This window comes from Chryseolinea lacunae (assembly GCF_016735595.1).
GTDB classification, from domain to species: domain Bacteria; phylum Bacteroidota; class Bacteroidia; order Cytophagales; family Cyclobacteriaceae; genus Chryseolinea; species Chryseolinea lacunae.
The window spans coordinates 528,963-546,322 of record NZ_JAERRB010000003.1; the positions used below are offsets into that span (position 1 = coordinate 528,963).

Consider the following 17,360-nt stretch of genomic DNA (forward strand, 5'->3'; position numbering starts at 1 on the left):
TTTTTGTTTCTTTCGGTCAACCTCAATGCCTATGAATTTCCAACTTACCGAAGAGCATTTTGCCGTTCAGCAGGCCGCCCGCGACTTTGCGCAAACCGAATTGCTGCCCGGCGTGATTGAACGCGATGCGCATCAAAAATTCCCCACCGAGCAAGTCAGAAAGATGGGCGAATTGGGTTTCCTCGGAATGATGGTAGACCCGAAATATAACGGTGGCGGAATGGACTCCATCTCCTACGTGCTGGCCATGGAAGAGATTTCGAAAGTAGATGCATCGGCCTCGGTGTGCATGTCGGTGAACAACTCGCTGGTGTGCTGGGGTCTTGAAAAATATGGCTCCGAAGAACAAAAAGAAAAATACCTGAAGAAACTCGCGGTGGAGGGAATCGGAGCGTTCTGCCTTTCCGAACCCGAAGCGGGCTCCGACGCTACCAGCCAACGCACCACCGCCGAAGACAAAGGCGACTACTATTTGCTAAACGGAACAAAAAACTGGATCACCAACGGCAGCACAGCCAGCGTATACATCGTGATCGCGCAAACCGACGCTTCCAAAAAACACAAAGGCATCAACGCCCTCATTGTCGAGAAAGGCATGCCTGGCTTTGTGGTCGGGAAGAAAGAAGATAAGATGGGCATCCGCGGATCGGACACGCACTCCCTCATGTTCACCGATGTGAAGGTGCCCAAAGCAAACCGCATAGGCGACGATGGCTTTGGCTTCAGCTTCGCCATGACCACCCTCAACGGTGGACGCATTGGCATCGCCTCGCAAGCATTGGGTATTGCAGCCGGTGCCTACGAACTCGCCGTGAAATATTCAAAAGAAAGAAAAGCATTCGGAAAGATGTTGGCCGAACACCAGGCCATTCAATTTAAGCTGGCCGACATGGCTACCAAGATCGACGCAGCACGTTTGCTTGTGCACCAGGCCGCGTGGCTAAAGGATCAGAAGAAAGACTTCGTGAAAGCCGCCGCGATGGCGAAACTTTTTGCATCTCAAATTGCGCAGGATGTAACAACCGAAGCTGTACAAATTCACGGCGGCTATGGCTACGTGAAAGAATATCACGTGGAACGCCTTATGCGTGACGCCAAGATCACACAGATCTATGAGGGCACAACCGAAATCCAGAAGATGGTGATTTCAAGAGAACTCCTACGATAATCCAATTCATGCAATGAATTTATTGCCGGCCTCTGGCCGGCAGACAAAAAAACAGAGGCTGTCTTTTCAAGGACAGCCTCTTTCACTTAACCCTAGCTTAACCTAAACCCGAACTTTCTATTTTTTTAGTACGACCAGTCGCTATCGAGATATTGCGGAAAGTCGTCGTCATAATAATCTACGTCCATATACACAGCTTGCGCACGATTCACGCGATGCATCACCACGGGCACGCTGGTGGTCACTACCCAATGACGGCCCGACAACGAAATGTAGGCATTGCGTCGACAATCGTAATACACGTTATAGTCTTGATAATAAACATAGCGGGGTGATACGTTTCTATACACGACCCGTGGAGCAGGAAGACGACGGTAGTGTGGTGCGGGTGCATAGTGTTCGCGATAGCGCACCTCGCTGCGGCGGTTGTTGTTGCGATAGTGATCTTGTTGACGGGAAGGACCTTGTTGTGAATGATGAGAAGGACCTTGCTGTTGTGATGAAGGCTGATCGTTGCGATCGTGACCTCTGCCGCGTCCGCGGCCTTGTGCGCTGGCTTGTAAACTCACTCCCGTAAAAACCATGGCCACCGCAAGGATGGTAAGTTTTGTCGTCGTCGTTTTCATACTGCACTTGGTTTATTTTCTCAGGATTGCTCCGTTGCAGTATGAAAGACAAAGAGGATGCCAGAAAATTATTTCCGGCGCGTTGCGATGAAGGAAGGAATGTTAATTAATGTTAAGAATAAACAAACTCGCCATAAGGCCCGCGCACCGTCACTTGTTTTTGCTGTGCGGCTTCCACGCGGCCAATAACTTTAGCCTCCACGTTGAAGCCACGCGCTACGTCAATGACATGCTGCGCGTGTTGTTCGGGCAGGTAAAGCTCCATGCGATGGCCCATGTTGAAGACCTTGTACATTTCTTTCCAGGCGGTGCCGCTTTCTTCGTGGATGATTCTGAACAGCGGAGGCAAATCGAAGAGATTGTCTTTGATGATGTGCACACCGTCTACAAAATGTAAAACTTTTGTTTGTGCACCGCCACTGCAATGCACCATGCCGTGAATGTGTGCGCGAATGTTTTTGAGCACTTCAATGATGATGGGCGCGTAGGTGCGCGTAGGCGACAACACCAGCTTGCCTACGTTCACGGGCGCATCGGCCACGGTGTCGGTAACTTTATATTTGCCGGTATACACCAGGTCGGCAGGAACAGTTTTGTCGAAGGATTCGGGGTAGGCTCCGGCATAGTCTTTATGGAACACATCGTGTCGCGCCGACGTGAGACCGTTGCTGCCCATGCCGCCGTTGTATTCACTTTCGTAGGCGGCCTTGCCGTAGGAAGCCAGGCCCACGATTACATCGCCCGCGGCAATGCGGCTGTTGTCTATAACAGACTCGCGACGCATGCGGCTCACCACCGTGCTGTCTACCACAATGGTGCGCACGAGGTCGCCAAGATCGGCTGTTTCGCCACCGGTGCTGGTAATGTCCAGCCCATGTTTGCGCAGCATGTCTAGCACTTCTTCCGTTCCGTTGATGATGGCGGAAATGACTTCGCCGGGAATGAAATTTTTATTGCGACCAATGGTAGACGAAAGCAGAATATTTTCTGTGGCGCCCACGCAAAGCAGGTCGTCGATGTTCATGATGATGGCGTCCTGGGCAATGCCTTTCCACACCGACAGGTCGCCAGTTTCTTTCCAGTACAAATAGGCCAGCGACGATTTTGTTCCGGCGCCGTCGGCGTGCATCACCGTGCAATAGGCCGGGTCGTTGCCCAGATAGTCGGGCACGATCTTGCAGAAAGCTTTTGGAAACAGTCCCTTGTCAAGCTTGCTGATGGCCTGGTGAACATCTTCTTTGGAGGCGGACACACCGCGTTGCGAATAGCGATCGGACACGTTGATTTGTAGAGCTAAGTGAGAGGCAAAGGTGCGAAATAATTTGAAAAGCCGACGGCAGCAAAAGGGATCAGAGCGTCAGTTTTTTAAACAGTTCCCACACCACAATGCCCAGGCAAACCGACACATTGAGCGAATGCTTGGTGCCCTCTTGCGGAATTTCCAGCGCAAGGTCGGCCAGTGCCACGGCCTCATCGCTCACGCCATTCACCTCGTTTCCAAAAACCAGGGCATATTTCGCGGTTTTGTCGGGTTGAAACGTGTGCAGGGGAACGCTGGCCGATGTTTGCTCCACCACCACAATGGTGTAGCCCTGTTGCTTTAAAGCCTGCACCGCATCGGCCGTGTGCTCAACATGCTCCCAGGCCACCGATTCGGTTGCGCCCAACGCTGTTTTCTGAATTTCGCGGTGTGGCGGTGTGCCGGTGATGCCCGTGAGGTAAATTTTTTCGATACGGAAGGCGTCGGCCGTGCGAAACGACGAGCCCACGTTGTGCAGACTCCGGAGGTTGTCGAGCACCAGGCAAACGCCTATTTTTTGTGAGGCCTTAAATTCATCTACCGAGATGCGGCCAAGCTCGTCCAGCGACAATTTTTTCATGGCGCGAAATTACAATTGTGCCACCACATTGCCGTCAAAAAATCACGCATGCGGCACCCTTAAATTAAACCAGAAAGTCGGCCCTCAAAAATTCCGAAGTATCGATTCCGACTTCTAAATTGCGGTTTATGGCCACAACCACGAGCACAGTAGAAACCCCGTTGATGAAACAATACAACGCCATAAAGGCGAAGCACCCCGGAGCACTCCTGCTCTTCAGGGTGGGCGACTTTTATGAAACCTTCGGCCAGGATGCCGTGGCAGCCAGCAAGGTGCTCGACATCGTGCTCACCAAACGCGGCGCCGGCTCGGCTTCGGAAACGGAACTGGCGGGCTTTCCCCACCACTCCCTCGACACGTATCTGCCCAAGCTTGTGCGCGCCGGTCATCGCGTGGCCATCTGCGACCAGCTGGAAGATCCGCGTTCGGTGAAGGGCATTGTGAAACGTGGCGTCACAGAATTGGTCACGCCCGGCCTTTCGTTCAACGACAACGTGCTGGAGCGCAAGCAAAATAATTTTCTCGCGTCGGTGTTTGGCAACAAAGACAGCTGTGGCATTGCCTTCCTCGATGTGTCGACCGGCGAGTTCTATGCCGCCCAGGGAAATGAGAATTATGTTTTGAAACTCATTCAGGGATTTGCACCGTCGGAAATAATTTTCAGCAAAGGAACACGTGTGCACTATGAAAGTCTGTTCCGCGATCAATACAGCATCTATGCGCTCGACGATTGGGTTTTTGCATTTGATTATGGCTACGAAAAACTGATCAATCAATTCAAGACCGCTTCGGTGAAAGGCTATGGCATCGACGGCATGGGCGAAGCCGTGATTGCCGCAGGCGCCATTCTGCACTATCTGGAGGAAACCGAACACAAAGACACGTCGCACATCGCCACCATATCGCGCATCGACGAAGACAAGTTTGTGTGGCTCGACAAGTTCACTATCCGCAACCTCGAGATCGTGCACTCGCAACACGAAGGCGGCGTGCCCCTCATCAACATACTCGATCGCACGTTCACACCCATGGGCTCGCGCCAGCTGCGCAAGTGGATGATACTTCCCCTCAAAGAAAAAGCTGCCATCGACGAACGTCTGGCGGTGGTGGATATTTTTTATAAAGATCAAAGCCTTGCCGACAGCATCATCGAACCGTTGAAGCAGATCTACGACCTGGAGCGCCTCATCTCTAAAGTCGCTGTGAACCGCATCAATCCGCGCGAGATGTTGCAACTGAAACGATCGCTCAAATGCATTGTGCCCATCAAACAAATTCTGGAAGCGCAAACATCGCCCGCACTAAAAAAACTGGGCGAGCAACTCAATTTTTGCGAAGCCCTGCTCGCAAAAATTGAACTCGAATTGCGCGAAGATGCACCGCTCAACATTCACCAGGGCGGCCTCATCAAAGAAGGCATCGACGCCGAACTTGACGAGTTGCAGAAAATTGCTTTCTCGGGCAAAGACTACCTCTTGCAGATTCAGAAACGCGAGGTGGAACGCACGGGCATCAACTCGCTGAAAATATCCTACAACAAAGTGTTTGGCTACTACCTCGAAGTGAGCAACGCCAACAAGGACAAAGTGCCCAACGATTGGATTCGCAAGCAAACGCTGGTGAATGCCGAACGCTACATCACCGAAGAACTTAAAGTATACGAAGAAAAAATTCTTCACGCCGAAGAGAAACTCGGTGTGATCGAGCAACGCATTTTCCTTGCGCTCATTCAGGAAGCCATGAAATTTGTTCCGCACATTCAGCAGGATGCGCGCGTGCTGGCCCAGCTGGACTGCCTTGTTTCGTTTGCCCTCACGGCCCGTGCCAACCGCTATGTGAAACCGGAGATCAACGAATCGCTCACGCTCACCATCACGGCGGGTAGACACCCCGTGATTGAAAAGCAATTGCCCGTGGGCGAATCGTATGTGCCCAACGACATTTTGCTCGACAGCGAAAAAGAACAGCTGCTCATCATCACCGGTCCCAACATGGCCGGTAAGTCGGCATTGCTTCGCCAAACGGCGCTCATCGTGCTGATGGCGCAAATGGGCAGCTTTGTGCCGGCCGATGCCGCCGTGATCGGCATTGTAGACAAAGTGTTCACACGCGTGGGCGCATCCGACAACCTGTCGCGAGGCGAATCGACTTTCATGGTGGAGATGACGGAAACGGCGAGTATCCTCAACAACCTCAGCGAGCGCAGCCTCATTCTCATGGACGAAATTGGTCGCGGCACCAGCACCTACGACGGTGTGTCTATTGCCTGGGCCATTGTGGAATACCTGCACAATCACAAAGACTGCAGACCGAAAACTTTGTTTGCCACACACTATCACGAACTGAATCAGCTGGCCGAAGACCTGGTGCGTGTTCGGAATTTTAATGTGTCGGTGAAGGAAGTGGGCGACCGCATCATTTTTATGCGCAAGCTAAAAGAAGGGGGCAGCGAACACAGCTTTGGTATTCACGTGGCGCAGCTGGCAGGCATGCCCAACAAGGTGGTGTTGCGGGCAAACGAAATTCTTCATTTCCTGGAGAAGGATAAGCACAAAAACGAAGGCCGTGCAAAAATTCAGGATGCACCAAAGCCCACGCCGCAAATGAGTCTGTTTGTGACCGACCCACGCTTTGGCGAAATACAGGAACTGTTGGCCAAGGTAGACATCAACACCGTGAGCCCCGTAGAAGCTTTGCTGAAGCTCAACGAGGTGCTGACGGCCTTGAATAAAAAATAATGATTGCTATTTAGCGCGGGGAGGACCCTTGCGGAAGTTACGGCGCTTCTTGTTGAACGATCCGTTTCCTCCTCCTCCGCCATTTCCACCACCACCACTGCGCTTGGCCCGTGGCTCGTAGGCCGGTCCTGCGCCGATGGCTTCGGGCAAAGGAAGCTTGGGAATAGTGTCGCCAATCAGGTTTTCGATGCTGTAGAATTTTCCCTGATCTTTTTCATTGATGAAGGTGATGGCCGTTCCCGTGGTTTCGGCGCGGGCCGTGCGACCCACACGGTGAACATAATCTTCCGGATCGGGCGGCACATCATAGTTGATCACCATGCTGATGCCTTCCACGTCTATGCCGCGCGACAACACGTCGGTGCCGATGAGCATGTTCACTTTCTTGTTTTTGAAGGCGCGCAGAATTTCTTCGCGCTCGGTTTGATCAAGGTCGGAGTGAAACGCTTTGGCGCCTAGCCCGGCCCGTTGAAAGGCAATGTCCAGTTTCTTCACCGTTTCTTTGGTGGAGGCAAAAAGAATCACGCTGTTCCACGTGTTGGTGTTGAGTACGTGTTTGATGAGGGCTGCCTTCTGGGCGTCGTAAACCACGTAGGCCTGTTGCAAAATGCCCGCGGCCGGTTTGGCGATGGAGATGTTTATTTCTTTGGGCTGATTCAGAATTTTGGTAGCCAGTGTGCGGATCTTCGGCGGCATGGTGGCCGAGAACAAAACCGTTTGGCGGTCTTTGGGAAGATAGTTGATGATCTTCACGATGTCGTCATAAAAACCCATGTCGAGCATGCGGTCGGCTTCGTCCAGAACCAAATGTTCCAAATGGTCGAGCACAATTTTGCCGGTGGCCAGCAGGGCAATGAGGCGCCCCGGTGTGGCGATGATGATGTCTGCACCTTCTTCCATGGCGCGACGTTGTTGGTCCCACGTGGCACCGTCGCCACCACCATATACCGATATGGAGCTAACGCCCACGAAGTAGCCAAACCCTTCGACCTGTTGATCGATTTGCTGGGCCAGTTCGCGCGTAGGTGCAATCACCAGCGTGTTCAGATGTCGCTTTTCGGCGTGGATGATTTTGTTGAGTATAGGCAACAGGTAGGCGGCCGTTTTTCCGGTGCCGGTTTGCGCGCAGGCAATCAAATCATGTCCTTCGAGAATGATGGGAATGGCTTGCTCCTGAATGGGTGTAGCGTTGTTGAAACCCATGGACGAAAGCCCATCTAAAAGTTTCTCGTCAAATTTAAATTCCTGAAAAGTCAAAGGGAGATAGTGTTTTGCTGTTTGAATAATTTCATTTTAAAAAACCGGCGGCTGGCCAAATCGATTTGTTTCTACCGGAGCATGCAACGTGATTCTGATGCTTTGTTTTTTTAATCGTGCTTTATAAAAAAAGTAGCGGCCTGAAAAACAGGCCGCGCCTTCTATACCATATTTACTTTTTCGGCTTCGTATTCTTTTCGAAGCTCGGCAGCCTCCTGCTTGTTCTTCGAGTGTTTGATGTGCTTCGGCACTTCCTTCAAATCCCAGATAAGGCCTACGGCTGCGAAGCTTCTCAGAATGTAGTAGGTGATGTCGATCTCCCACCAGAAAAATCCCTGGCGCGCCGCCACTTCATAGTAGTGGTGGTTGTTGTGCCAGCCTTCGCCCATGGTGAGCAATGCCAGCCATACGCTGTTGCGCGACTCATCGTGCGACTCGTAGCGTTGTGTGCCGAACTTGTGCATGATGGAGTTGATCGAGAACGTGGCGTGATAGAGAATCACGGTGCTCAAAAAGAATCCAATAAAAAGAGACGAGAAGCCCGCCGAGGTAAACATCGCGAGAATGCTTCCGCCGTTCACGATGCCACCGAGGGCCATGACCACCAGCGCAAGGATGGTGGGTGGAACCAGGTAGTGTTTGTTCAGCCAAACCAGTTCGGGATATTTGGCATAGTCGCCAATCACTTTATAGTCGGTTTCTTTGAAGTCGGGACCAACGATCCAGCCGATGTGCGAATACCAGAAACCATAGATCTTCATGGAGTGAGGATCGGCCGGTGTGTCGCTGTGGCGATGGTGATGGCGGTGATGAGCAGCCCACCAAAGGGCGCCTTTCTGTGCTGTGGTTTGCGACATGAATGCAATCACGAACTGAAACCAGCGCGAGGTCTTATAGGACTTGTGAGCAAAATAGCGGTGATATCCTCCGGTCACCCAAAACATGCGGGAGAAGTAGAGGAAAGCGCAAACGATCCAATCGAACATCGTTGCGCCGGTGAAGAGCGCTCCCAGAGGAAGCAGGTGGACACCCGCAAAGGCAATCTCCTGTGCGAGAATCGGTTTTCTCCGTGCTTCCGGTGATAATGTTGAATTTGTCATACCGACTAAACCAAAAAAGAGGGAAACAAGTGCGTTAAAAAATCAATAGTTCAAGTGCCAGGCTGCAAAGGTAATGCATTCGGCGAGATGGTTCCGGAAAGATTTTTAGAAACCCCGGCAAACAACTGTATGGTAGCGAATTATCTCGCCGAAAACACGGATAATCGTGGTGTGTTATCGGCGATAACGTCGTATCTTTACTACCATTTTATGAGCCGCGACCAAGCCATCACTCTCTATCAACCGATGCTCCACGCTATCGCCTACAACATTGTGCGATGCAAGGAGGATGCGGAAGACATTGTGCAGGAAACTTTCCTGAAATGGCTGAGCCTCGGTCCCAAGAAAGTTGAGGACACGCGGGCCTATCTCATCAAGGCTGTGCGCAACAACTGCCTCAACCACATCAGCACCCTGCGTCACAAAAAAGAAGAGCTGCTTAACCAGCACACCATTGCCGAAATCATTGGCCGATTCAAAGAAACCAGCTTTGCCCACCTCGACCTCGATGTGGAGCTCGACAAGGCCATGAAAGTGCTACACACCAAACTTGAACCGCTGGAACGGGCTGTGTACTTATTGAAGGAGGTATTCGACTTCGACTACGAAGCCCTTCAGGAAACACTCGACAAGAAGAAAGACCACTGCCGCCAACTGCTGTGCCGCGCCAAAAAGAAGCTTAGCGACGAGACAGCCAAACTCAATTTCGAACTGCCCGACACCTCCAAGCTGATGGACAGCTTCCGGAAAGCCTGCGATTTCGGAAACGCCGCCGACCTCATTCAAGAGCTCAAAAACGACGTTTCTGCAGCCCCTCAAAAGAAATCGTAATATTTTTATCAAAATCTGTCACAAAACGAGTTTCATCTTGTCTTGCAGTAAAACCCCCAGTGGTTTTGTAGATCTTTGTTGAACTTTTTAAAAAACCTAAAACATTTTTCATGACCGTCATTCTGATCTTCTTCATAGCACATTGGTATTTGTCCCTTTTCTTCCAGACATTTTTCCTCCACCGCTATGCCGCGCACAAGGCCTTTACGATGAGCCCTTTTGCGGAAAAGGTAACGTTCATCCTCACGTGGATTTTTCAGGGAGCAAACTACCTTAGCGCCTACGGCTATGGCGTGATGCACCGCATGCACCATGCGTATGCCGACACCGAAGACGATCCCCACTCGCCTAAATACGACGAGACCATCTGGAACATGATGTGGAAAACGAAAACCATCTATTCCGACATTGCAAACCGCAAGCTCGTTCCTGAAAAGCGTTTCACCGAAGGCGTGCCCACCTGGGAAGCTTTCGACAAATTTGCCCGCTCGTGGCCGTCCAGAATTTTCTGGGCTGCTATCTATATCAGTGTATACGCTGTTTATGCCAACCATTGGTGGCTGTGGCTGTTGTTGCCCATCCAATTTTTGATGAGCCCCGTTCATGGTGCTGTTATCAACTGGTTCGCACACAAATACGGCTACAGAAACTTTGAAGTAGGCGACACGTCCAGAAACTTCCTGCCATTCGATTTTCTGATGATGGGCGAAAGCTATCACAACAACCACCACAAAAACGGTTCGCGTGCAAACTTCGGCGGCATCCGCTGGCACGAAATTGACCCGACCTACATTGTGATAAAAGTATTGCACAAGCTTGGCGCCGTTCAAATTGTGCGCTACAAAGAAATCAAAATGGAAAATGTGAAGAAGGCGGCATAAGCCTTTCATGTGAATGATATTGAAAGAGGTTGTCTGTGAAGACAACCTCTTTTGTTTTTAGATATTTCTATGCTAACAACGATCTCAAGAACCGAGGTGACAGACAGATCATTGTCAATCAAGCGCCACTGTTGAAAATCAGTGAGAGTACTCTGTACCCTTCAAAAGGTTATCTACTCGTGTTGGTCTGCGTTGAAGGAAGGCAAGCATGCTGCATGACGGACGCGATGGATAATCGTGTTATAATGTTGCATGAGCAGGTGTACTTCCAAGATGGTACTTTTTTTGATTGTGGCTAGGATCGTTTTTATGGGGACCTCGCCATGAAGACACTCGTACATCCTTGTGATTGCGACTTCTGAAATTATCGCATTAGTGGACTCATTCGAAACGAACTCCATCAACGGGCACAAATGAAGAAGGCCACTCAAACAAGTGGCCTTCTGTAATATCGAATCAAGATGATTTAAACCGGGAATCTCTGCTCCCCTAATTCCCATCTGTTTTGAAGTATTTGTCTTCGTCAAAGCCGTCTTCGGTCTCAAGCGTTTTGGGAATCGCGCTTATGCCCAGGATTTTGAATTCTGTTCTCCGGTTCTTTTGCCTACCCACCGGGTTGTCGGTTCCGTCGGGATTGGTGTTGCGAGCAATGGGCTTTGATTCGCCATAACCTTTGGCCACAATGCGGTCGGGAGAAATGCCGTGCTGGATGATATACTGCACGGCAGCGTTGGCGCGTCGTTGCGACAGGTCAAGGTTATACGATTCCGTATCCACACTGTCGGTGTGCGATCCAAGCTCGATCTTGATTTCCGGATTGTCTATAAGCAACTGCACAAGGTTGTTAAGTTCCTTCGCGGCGTCTTCACGAATCTCCCAGCGGGCAAAATTGTAATAGATATTTTCCAGCGGGAAGATTTTGTTGATCTCGATCTTGTCGAGCACCACAATAGTGTCGAGCGTGATCGTGGTCAGCAATTCTTTCAGAGTGGTCACATCAACCGATTTGCCTTTAGTGGTGTAGCCTTCGCGTTTCATCAGGTAGCCGTCGGTTTGCCCCATAAGCGTGTAGTCTTCATTCTCATACACTCTGAACAGAAACTTTCCGTCATTACCCGTCACAAAGTCTTGCATGATCTCGCCTTTGCCGTCGAGCAGCGAAACTTTGGTGTTGGGCAGGAGCACCAGTTGGTCTTCCTTGTCTTTGGTGTAGGTGATGCCTTGCAGATAGTAGTTTACCACCTTCAGGTTGGGATCTTCATTAATAAACGTATAGATGTCATCATCACCCTTGCCACCCTCACGGTTGGAAGTGTAGAAGCCGCGGTCGGGGCGGAACAGGAAAAGTCCGAAGTCGTCGCCGGTGGAGTTCATGGGCTGGCCCAGGTTCTCGATGGTGTTTTTTCCATTCAAACGTTTCACCACAAAAAGGTCGAGACCGCCATAGCCGGGATGTCCGTCGGACGAAAAATACAATTTCATGTCTTCGGCTACATAGGGGAAAAGCTCGTTGCCGGGGGTGTTGATTTCCGGGCCGAGGTTGCGGGGCTTCGAGAACCTGCCGCGTGAGTCCATCTGCGCGGAGTAGATATCATCGCCTCCATAGCCACCCTTGCGGTTTGACGAGAAATACAGTGTGCGGCCGTCGGGGCTAAATGCCGGCGATGAATCCCACGCGTTGGGCTGGTTGATGTTGATCATGACCGGCTCGCTCCACACGTTGTTTCTGAACCGGGAGATGTAGAGGTCCACATCTTCTGTGCCTTTGCGTTTGCCGCTGTTTCCTTTGGCAAACACCATGGTCTTGCCGTCGGGCGAAAACGTGATGCAGCCGTCGTTGATGCTTTCGGAGTTTATGCCGGCCGGCATGGGCGCAACGGTGGCGATATCCACATTGGCGCCACGGCTGGTCACTTTATAGATGTCTGTGAATGGCGTGCCGGTGGCTTCATAGATCCGGTCTTTGCCGCGCGAGGAGGTGAAATACAATTCGTTGTTCAGAAACACGGGCGAATATTCGCTTGAGGGCGTGTTGATCAACTCCAGATTTTTGATTTTGTAGAAGTTCGTTTTTGCCTCCAGCTTTTCGATGTAGCTGATGCCGTCAACCTGGGCCTTGGCGCGATCTTTCAAGCCGGGAATGGTCGTTTCGTTGGCCAGGGTGCTCATCACCTGTTTGGCTTCGGCATATTTTCCGTTGGCCTTCAGGGCTTCGGCATAATAGAATTGAACGCTGTCTTTGTCAATGCCCTTGCCACCGGCCTTGGCATAGTAGGCTTCGGCGTCTTTGATGCGATTGGACTGGCGGAACGATTCGGCCACGAAATAGTTGGCCTTTCCGTTGTTAGGGTTCTTGGCAAGAATCTTTTTATAGAGGTCGATAGAAGTCTGAAACTTTTCGTAGAGAAAAGCCTTCTTCGCTTTCTTTTCAATGCTGCAGGCCGTCAGCAGCAAAACAGCAACCGTCCATAGTAAAAATCTTAACCTCATAACTGTTTTTAAAAATCTGGAATAAAGCTACGAAATATCCCGTTTAGCCCGATATGGTTTCCTTTGGTAAATAGCGTTTCAGCCACGATGACCCTGCCGGGGTGAGCCACTGCGACGACAGGTTTCCTTTTTTGTCAACCAGCGTGTTGAAGAAAAGCGTCTCGGCTGTCCACAATCCTTCTTCAAATTTGCGTTTCAAATCTCCGAGGGGGATCGTCACCACCTCGTCGTGGATGCGGAAGGCCACCTGCGCGCGGTCAAAGAAATCGGCATTCAATTGTTCACCCAGTGCTTTCAGCGTGCGCACCGATCCGTCGATCGAGCAACCGCTCGCGGCGTTGTAGCCCTCGTCGGCAGCCAGCAAAACAAACCGGTTGTCAACAATGTCGAACGAGGCTTTCATGGGCTCACCATGCACCAGCCATTGCTCAGTAAACGCACGGAGGGCTTCGGAAAGTATTTCAATTTCGGTGCTGCTGAATTTTTTATTGGAAGTATAAATCCAGAGCCGTGAATGGTCGGGGAGAGTTTGGAAAGGTACGAACATGGCACTATCGTTTTCAGCTTAAACCTTGCGCTTCGGCAATAAGTTCGGCGAGATCTTTCACCTGAACGTCGGCCTCGCGCTCTTTATTTTTCACGCCGTCGCTCATCATGGTCATGCAAAACGGGCAGGCCACGGCAATGGTGGTGGCCCCGGTGGCCAGCGCCTCTTCGGTGCGCTCTACGTTGATGTCTTTGGTTCCTTTCTCAGGTTCCTTAAACATCTGTCCGCCCCCTGCGCCACAGCACAGACCCGTGGTGCGGCAGCGTTTCATTTCCACCAGGTCGGCGTCGAGGGCTTCGAGCACGGCACGGGGTGCTTCATACACGTTGTTGGCGCGACCCAGATAACACGAGTCGTGATAGGTGATTTTTTTTCCTTTGAACGAACCGCCTTCCTTCAGCGTGATGCGACCTTCGCCGATCAGGGTTTGCAGGAACGTGGAATGGTGGATCACCTCATAGGTGCCGCCCAGTTCGGGATATTCATTTTTGATGGTGTTGAAACAATGCGGGCAGGCCGTCACCACTTTTTTCACGCCATAGCCATTCAACACCTGGATGTTGCTCATGGCCTGCATCTGAAAAAGAAATTCGTTGCCGGCCCGGCGCGCCGGATCGCCCGTGCAGGTTTCTTCGGTGCCCAGCACGGCAAACTTCACGTTCACCGTGTTCAGTATTTTAACAAAGGCTTTTGTCACGCGCTTGTAGCGTTCGTCGAAAGAGCCGGCGCAACCCACCCAAAAAAGAACTTCCGGAGTTTCTCCTTTGGAGGCCAGTTCGGCCAGCGTGGGAACGGAATAGGAAACGTCTGACATGCCCGTATAAAGTTTTCGTACTTATTTCTTCAATTCGTTGGCCCAGTTGAAGCGATCGCTGGGAGAGAATTTCCAGGGTGCAAAGCTGGTTTCGATGTTCTGAAACATGGCGTTCCACGACGGTGGCGATCCCGATTCTTCCATGGCTACATAGCGCTTCAGTTCCAGAATTATTTCAAGCGGGTTAATCATTACCGGGCAGGCCTCCACGCAGGCGTTGCAGCTGGTGCAGGCGTTGATTTCTTCTTTGGTGATGTAGTTGCCCAGCAATGTTTTGCCATCGCCCAACCCAGGGCCACCGGCCTGCAGGCTCTTGCCCACTTCTTCCATGCGGTCGCGGGTGTCCATCATGATTTTGCGGGGCGAAAGTTTTTTGCCGGTCAGGTTGGCCGGGCATTCCGACGTGCAGCGGCCACACTCGGTGCAGCTGTAAGCGGCCAGCAGATTGTTCCAGGCCAGGTCGTTCACATCTTTGGCGCCAAACCGCCCGGGTTCAGCGGGTGGCGTGGTGGCAGCAGGTGCTTCGGCAAGGCCCAGCATCATCTTCACTTCGTTGGTCACCACGGGCATGTTTTGGATATGGCCCTTGGCCTCCACGTTGGCAAAGTAGGTGTTGGGAAAAGCCAGGAAAATGTGGAGGTGTTTGGAGTAGGTCACATACACGGCAAAGCCAAGAATGCCGATGATGTGGAACCACCAGGCTACACGCTCCAGCACAATGAGCACTGTGGTGTCGGTGTTGACCAGCAGGGGCACAAGGTATGAGCTGAAGAACAGCGTGCCGGTGTTGTGATAGTGTTCGGGCAGTTGGCCTTGCAACACGCGGTCGGCGGCGTTCATGGTGAAGATGGCCATCATCAGCACAATTTCTGTGGTGAGAATGAGGTTGGCGTCCAGCCTGGGCCAGGCGGTCATCTCGGCCGACCAGAAGCGTTTTATTTTTAATACGTTGCGGCGGATCAGCATGATGGCGCAGGCGAGCAGCACGGCCATGGCCAGAAACTCGAACAGGTTCATCAGCACGGGATAGAGATTTCCCAGGATCGGCGCAAATATCCGGTGGGTGCCGGCCACGCCATCGATCACAAATTCGAGCACTTCCAGATTGATGATCAGAAAACCGATATAAATAAAGAAGTGGAGAAATGCAGGGATAAATCTTTTAAACATTTTCTTTTGGCCAAACGCCACCAGCAACATGTTGCGCAGGCGAACGTTGGCATGATCCTTAATTTCTTTGGCTTTGCCCAGGTTGATATTGGCCCGGATGGCCAAAAAGCGTTTCCGGATGAAGTACCCGGCAATGCCCAATGTGATTACAAAAAGGATTTGCTGAATCATAATCCGATTTAAACTGTAAAAACTTATCCTGCAATCGGTAGTTAATAAATCGTGTTCCTTTTTGGATGCAAACTAAAAATACATACTTTTGTGCCTCATTTTTAGGTGATGTAGCTCAGTTGGTAGAGCAAAGGACTGAAAATCCTTGTGTCGGGGGTTCAATTCCCTCCATCACCACAGATAAAAGCCTCCTGTCCGGAGGCTTTTTCTTTTTTCTCGGTGCGCTCGTGCCATTTTTAGTTATTTTTAGTGATGAAAGTACCACCCTCGGGCGTGAGGGTATTTTAACTTCCTATTGGAATGGGTCCGCTTAACCTCTTTGAAGACCACACCCGTTTGCTCTACATCTATCTGGCCGAAGTAATCCTTGGTCTGATCTTCTATTTTATTTTCAGACATTTTGGCAAGCTGGCACGTCGCCGCTTTCTTTTCACCTGGGCACTCAGCTGGATGGCCTTCACCATCTATATCGGAAGCTCGGGCGTGATCGCCGTGTTTATGGACGTGAATGGATCGCTCATTCGAAAGGCGGTGAGCGTGGTGGCCCAGCTTTCGTGCTTCCTGCAGATCATCTTGATTTTGCGCGGCACCTATGAACTGGTGTATGAACGCGCGTTTCCCCGCCGCCGCTTCAACATGATCCTTATTGCGTCGGCGGTGCTGGCGTTTTTTTCGGTGGTGGCGTTTAGCCAATCGGGCCCGTTCTCTTATTATCTGCTGAGCTTTGGGAGCCGCGCCATCATTACCGGCATCGGGTTTTTGCTGGCAGGCATGGTGGTGTGGACGAACAAGAAATTTTCGAAGGGGTTTGGTCAGCAATTGTTGAGTAGCTCGCTCATCATCTTCAGCGCCTACCAGCTTTATTATTTCACCATCAAGCTTTTTAATGTGCTCGGCATCAAAGTGAATGCGCTCGATCTTTTTGGAGCCGTCGATCTGCTGCTCATTTCGCTGATGGGCATGAGCATGGTGATGTGGTTTCTGGAAGACGAACGCGAAAACCTGAACCGCGAGAACAAGGAGCTCGACAGTTTTTTGTCGAGCACATCGCACGATTTGCGCACGCCCATCGCATCTATTCTGGGACTTACCTATCTGGGCAAAATAGAATTGCAGGAAGAAAAGGCGCGTTCGTTCATGGACATGATTGAAGAGCGCATCAAGAAGCTTGACCTGGTGATGGGCGACATCCTCAGCTTGTCGCGCAGCAAGAAAATAGATTTGAAAGTGGAAGAGCTTGATCTGACAAGGCTGCTCGACGACACCATTGCCGACATCCGTTTCAACAAGGGAGCATCGGCCATTTCGCTGGACTATAACTACGAGGGCAACCACGTGTTCAAGTCTGACTATAATCAGATGAAAATTATTCTGAACAACCTCATGGCCAACGCCGTGAAATATCACAACCTCGAACAGCCCAATCCATTCATACGCGTCACCTTTAAACGCGCAAAACAAGTGGTGGAGATTTCCGTGGAAGACAACGGCAAGGGTATTGCCAAGGAAAACGTGCCGAAAATATTCGACATGTTCTATCGCGCTTCCAAAGACACCGAAGGCACCGGCCTGGGCCTTTACATTGTGCAGGAAGCCCTGCGCAAAATTAAAGGCATCGTGCTGGTAGACTCCGAGCTTGGAAAGGGAAGTGTGTTTAAGATAATTCTGGAGAACGCCTGAGCGAAGC

At 51.1% G+C, this 17,360-nt stretch carries 14 protein-coding genes and 1 tRNA gene; 6 read left to right on the forward strand and 9 right to left on the reverse strand.

Annotated features, from left to right (window positions below; translation table 11 throughout):
- The first annotated feature begins 31 nt into the window (after positions 1-31).
- Positions 32-1,168 carry an acyl-CoA dehydrogenase gene (locus tag JI741_RS11475; protein ID WP_202009400.1) on the forward strand — a complete coding sequence of 379 codons (1,137 nt, stop codon included), beginning with the start codon at positions 32-34 and terminating at the stop codon, positions 1,166-1,168.
- A gap of 125 nt (positions 1,169-1,293) precedes the next feature.
- Here the strand turns inward: JI741_RS11475 and JI741_RS11480 are convergent, their stop codons facing one another.
- The 3 genes from JI741_RS11480 to JI741_RS11490 all read right to left on the reverse strand — a co-directional run bounded on the left by JI741_RS11480 (position 1,294) and on the right by JI741_RS11490 (position 3,674).
- A complete protein-coding gene (locus JI741_RS11480) occupies positions 1,294-1,794 on the reverse strand; it encodes a hypothetical protein (RefSeq protein ID WP_202009402.1) in 501 nt (166 codons plus the stop codon).
- A gap of 112 nt (positions 1,795-1,906) precedes the next feature.
- Positions 1,907-3,073 (reverse strand): AIR synthase related protein, encoded by a 1,167-nt coding sequence (locus JI741_RS11485; RefSeq protein ID WP_202009404.1) that lies wholly within the window; start codon positions 3,071-3,073, stop codon positions 1,907-1,909.
- Positions 3,074-3,143: 70 nt separating this feature from the next.
- Positions 3,144-3,674 (reverse strand): RNA methyltransferase, encoded by a 531-nt coding sequence (locus JI741_RS11490; protein WP_202009406.1) that lies wholly within the window; start codon positions 3,672-3,674, stop codon positions 3,144-3,146.
- A 128-nt stretch (positions 3,675-3,802) separates the two neighbouring features.
- Here JI741_RS11490 and mutS point away from each other — a divergent pair, with 128 nt between their 5' ends.
- The gene (mutS, locus tag JI741_RS11495; protein WP_202009408.1) at positions 3,803-6,412 is read left to right on the forward strand and encodes a DNA mismatch repair protein MutS; all 2,610 of its coding nucleotides are present in this window, start codon (positions 3,803-3,805) and stop codon (positions 6,410-6,412) included.
- Positions 6,413-6,418: 6 nt separating this feature from the next.
- Here mutS and JI741_RS11500 read toward each other — a convergent pair whose 3' ends face one another.
- Positions 6,419-7,669: a DEAD/DEAH box helicase gene (locus JI741_RS11500; RefSeq protein ID WP_202009410.1), complete on the reverse strand. Its 1,251-nt coding sequence runs from the start codon at positions 7,667-7,669 to the stop codon at positions 6,419-6,421.
- A gap of 161 nt (positions 7,670-7,830) precedes the next feature.
- Complete coding sequence (locus JI741_RS11505) at positions 7,831-8,769, reverse strand: acyl-CoA desaturase (RefSeq protein WP_202009412.1); 939 nt, start codon at positions 8,767-8,769, stop codon at positions 7,831-7,833.
- Positions 8,770-8,898: 129 nt separating this feature from the next.
- On the opposite strand from JI741_RS11505, the gene JI741_RS11510 reads away from it, so the two are divergent.
- Positions 8,899-9,600: a sigma-70 family RNA polymerase sigma factor gene (locus JI741_RS11510; protein ID WP_236676005.1), complete on the forward strand. Its 702-nt coding sequence runs from the start codon at positions 8,899-8,901 to the stop codon at positions 9,598-9,600.
- Between the two features lie 110 nt (positions 9,601-9,710).
- Positions 9,711-10,481, forward strand: coding sequence for an acyl-CoA desaturase (locus tag JI741_RS11515; protein WP_202009414.1), 771 nt, complete (start codon positions 9,711-9,713; stop codon positions 10,479-10,481).
- 489 nt (positions 10,482-10,970) lie between these two features.
- On the opposite strand, the gene JI741_RS11520 is transcribed toward JI741_RS11515, so the two are convergent.
- The 4 genes from JI741_RS11520 to JI741_RS11535 are packed head-to-tail and all read right to left on the reverse strand — an operon-like array spanning position 10,971 to position 15,673.
- On the reverse strand, positions 10,971-12,971 hold the full coding sequence (locus tag JI741_RS11520; protein WP_202009416.1) for a CHU_0125 family OmpA-like outer membrane integrity protein: 2,001 nt from the start codon (positions 12,969-12,971) through the stop codon (positions 10,971-10,973).
- A gap of 43 nt (positions 12,972-13,014) precedes the next feature.
- Positions 13,015-13,518: a hypothetical protein gene (locus tag JI741_RS11525; protein WP_202009418.1), complete on the reverse strand. Its 504-nt coding sequence runs from the start codon at positions 13,516-13,518 to the stop codon at positions 13,015-13,017.
- A gap of 13 nt (positions 13,519-13,531) precedes the next feature.
- Positions 13,532-14,332: a (Fe-S)-binding protein gene (locus JI741_RS11530; RefSeq protein ID WP_202009420.1), complete on the reverse strand. Its 801-nt coding sequence runs from the start codon at positions 14,330-14,332 to the stop codon at positions 13,532-13,534.
- 21 nt (positions 14,333-14,353) lie between these two features.
- Positions 14,354-15,673, reverse strand: a complete 1,320-nt coding sequence (locus tag JI741_RS11535) for a 4Fe-4S dicluster domain-containing protein (RefSeq protein ID WP_202009422.1) — start codon at positions 15,671-15,673, stop codon at positions 14,354-14,356.
- A 104-nt stretch (positions 15,674-15,777) separates the two neighbouring features.
- Here JI741_RS11535 and JI741_RS11540 point away from each other — a divergent pair.
- Positions 15,778-15,850: transfer RNA gene (locus tag JI741_RS11540), tRNA-Phe, on the forward strand.
- A 123-nt stretch (positions 15,851-15,973) separates the two neighbouring features.
- Positions 15,974-17,353: a sensor histidine kinase gene (locus tag JI741_RS11545; protein WP_202009424.1), complete on the forward strand. Its 1,380-nt coding sequence runs from the start codon at positions 15,974-15,976 to the stop codon at positions 17,351-17,353.
- Positions 17,354-17,360: the final 7 nt, after the last annotated feature.